This window comes from Vibrio sp. V42_P2S4T144 (assembly GCF_009904715.1).
Classification (GTDB): domain Bacteria; phylum Pseudomonadota; class Gammaproteobacteria; order Enterobacterales; family Vibrionaceae; genus Vibrio; species Vibrio alginolyticus.
Genome location: NZ_WXWS01000370.1, coordinates 1 through 3,313 on the forward strand (window position 1 = coordinate 1; position 3,313 = coordinate 3,313).

1 protein-coding gene and 1 pseudogene are annotated in these 3,313 nt (G+C 46.2%); both read right to left on the minus strand.

Annotated features, from left to right (window positions below; all coding sequences use genetic code 11):
- A pseudogene (locus CAG68_RS22350) lies at positions 1–353 on the minus strand (ligase); the annotation flags it as partial.
- Positions 354–420: 67 nt separating this feature from the next.
- Positions 421–3,243, minus strand: a complete 2,823-nt coding sequence (uvrA, locus tag CAG68_RS12605) for an excinuclease ABC subunit UvrA (protein WP_086047064.1) — start codon at positions 3,241–3,243, stop codon at positions 421–423.
- Positions 3,244–3,313 lie beyond the last annotated feature (70 nt).

Sequence of the window (3,313 nt, forward strand, 5' to 3'; positions counted from 1 at the left end):
ACACCACACCACAGGCCTATGAGCTTATTGGCTGCCAAGCTGCTATTCGCATTTGGGTACAGAATGGGCACTGTGATGATAAGAGCACTAATAAACAAGCCGATGGTTAGTTTTGAGTAACGTAGCACTCGATTATTCGCGAGTTGGTAACACCCAATGCCTAATGCAAAGCTAAAAGCAATCCAAGTTGTCGCATTGAACGAAAGCGAAAGCCCCGAACCGCCGGGGTTGGGCATGAAAAAGTGCATTGCCAACACAAATAGTGTTGCCAAGGCAATGAGAAACTTGCGATTGAGGGGAACCTGTACTTTTTCGGGAGAAAGCTTTGTTCCACTTACATGTATAGTAGCCATAGTTATTGCGTTGTTTTGAATGAAAAAAGACCAGCACTTGCTGGTCTCGATACTTTACCTGTTTTTTCTACTTCAACATAGGCTTGAGGAAGTGAGCTGTGTGCGAACCCTCGATTTGCGACACATCTTCCGGAGTGCCTTGAGCGATTATCTCGCCGCCACCCTGACCCCCTTCAGGACCAAGATCGATAATCCAGTCCGCAGTCTTAATGACGTCCAGGTTATGCTCGATCACCACGACAGTATTTCCGTGGTCGCGAAGCCTGTGCAGTACAGTGAGCAACTGCTGGATATCATGGAAGTGCAAGCCGGTTGTTGGTTCATCCAAAATGTACAAGGTTTTTCCTGTATCACGTTTGGATAGCTCTCGCGCCAGTTTCACACGCTGTGCTTCACCACCGGAGAGTGTTGTTGCCGCTTGACCCAATCGTATGTACGACAAACCCACATCCATCAGTGTTTGTAGTTTGCGAGCGATGGCAGGAACTGGATCGAAGAAGGTGCGTGCATCTTCGACCGTCATTTCTAGCACTTCATCAATAGTTTTACCTTTGTAACGTACTTCGAGCGTTTCGCGGTTGTAGCGTTTACCTTTACACACATCACATGGCACATAAACATCTGGTAGGAAATGCATTTCTACTTTGATAACACCGTCACCCTGACAGGCCTCACAACGACCACCGCGTACGTTAAAACTAAAACGGCCCGGTTTGTAACCGCGAGAACGCGACTCCTGTGTGCCTGCAAACAGTTCACGGATTGGTGTAAAGATCCCCGTATAGGTTGCAGGGTTAGAGCGAGGTGTACGGCCAATTGGGCTTTGATCGATATCGATGACTTTATCGAAGTGCTCTAGACCTTTAATCGATTTATAAGGTGAAGGCTGAGCCGTTGTCGCTCCGTTAAGTTGGGTATGCGCAATTTTAAAGAAAGTATCATTAATCAGCGTTGATTTACCTGAGCCAGATACTCCTGTAATACAGCTGAATAACCCAACAGGAATTGAAAGATTAACGTTTTTAAGGTTATTACCTGTAGCGCCTAATAGCTCAACCGTTTTTTTCGGATCTCGCGGCGTGCGATCTTTCGGTACTGCGATTTCTTTAACACCACTTAAGTACTGACCTGTCAGAGAATTCGGATTCGCGACTATCTCTTCCATGGTGCCTTCCGCAACAACATTACCACCATGTACGCCAGCACCAGGACCAATATCTATGACATGATCTGCACAGCGAATCGCATCTTCATCGTGTTCTACCACAAGTACGGTATTACCTAAATCGCGCAAATGAGTCAGTGTTTTTAGGAGTCGTTCGTTATCACGCTGGTGGAGGCCAATCGACGGTTCATCTAAGACGTACATGACACCAACAAGACCTGCACCAATTTGGCTTGCTAAACGAATACGTTGAGCTTCACCGCCTGATAAGGTTTCTGCACTGCGTGATAAGTTTAGGTAGTTCAAACCGACGTTAACTAAGAATTGCAGGCGGTCGTTGATTTCCTTCATCACTTTTTCAGCGATTTGGGCGCGTTGACCTTCCAGTTTCAAGGAATGGAAGAATTCCAATGCATCAGCAATGCTGAGTTCAACAATCTCAGGTAGTGTCGTATCAGCAATAAACACGTTACGTGCTTCAAGGCGTAGACGAGTACCGCCACAGCTTGAACAAGATTTAGTGGAGATGTATTTTGCAAGCTCTTCACGGACAGAGTTGGATTCTGTATCACGATAGCGACGTTCTAGGGTATTCAGAATACCTTCGAATGGATGGCGTTTAACGCGAATATCGCCACGATCGTTGATGTATTTAAACTCAATCTCAGTACGACCTGAGCCCTTTAGAATGACATCTTGCGTTTTCTTTGGCAGAGAATTAAAAGGGGCATGGAGGTCAAAACCATAATGATCGGCCAATGAGGTGAGCATTTGGAAGTAGTAGTAGTTCTTTTGATCCCAACCGCGAATCGCACCTTGTGCCAAGCTTAATGAATCATCTTGAATGACTCGGCTTGGATCGAAGTATTGCTGCACACCCAAACCATCACAAGTGCCACATGCTCCAGCAGGGTTGTTGAATGAGAAAAGTCGCGGCTCTAGCTCTTGCATGCTGTAACCACATTGTGGACAAGCGAAGTTGGCGGAGAAAATAATCTCTTCACCGTCGCCATCCATTGGCGCGACAACCGCAATACCGCCTGATAATTCGAGTGTTGTCTCGAAAGATTCGGCCAAGCGCTGTTGTAAGTCTGGACGAACTTTAAAGCGGTCTACCACAACTTCAATGGTGTGCTTTTTATGTAGCTCAAGGGTTGGAGGATCGGAAAGATCGCAAGTTTCTCCATCAATACGCGCACGAATAAAGCCTTGAGCCGCTAAGTTCTCAAGCGTTTTAACATGCTCACCTTTACGTTCTTTGACAATAGGCGCCAATAGCATCATTTTGCTGCCTTCCTGCATCTCTAGGACTTTGTCCACCATTTGGCTGATGGTTTGCGCAGCAAGAGGGGCATGGTGCGTTGGACAGCGGGGTTCGCCCACACGAGCATACAATAGACGTAAGTAGTCGTAGACTTCGGTAATTGTACCGACGGTTGAACGCGGGTTATGAGAAGTAGATTTCTGTTCAATAGAAATCGCAGGTGATAACCCTTCAATGTGGTCGACATCGGGTTTTTCCATCAGAGACAAAAACTGACGAGCGTAGGCAGAGAGAGACTCTACGTAGCGTCGTTGGCCTTCTGCATACAATGTATCGAAAGCGAGAGAGGATTTACCGGAGCCACTTAGTCCAGTAATGACAATCAGTTTATCGCGAGGGATTGTAAGATTAATGTCTTTAAGGTTATGGGTTCGGGCACCGCGAACTTCTATTTTATCCATCGTTTTTGCTCTATGTATAACCAAGTGGGGCAAGTATTACATAGTGTGAGAAATGTGCAAAGAAAATTGC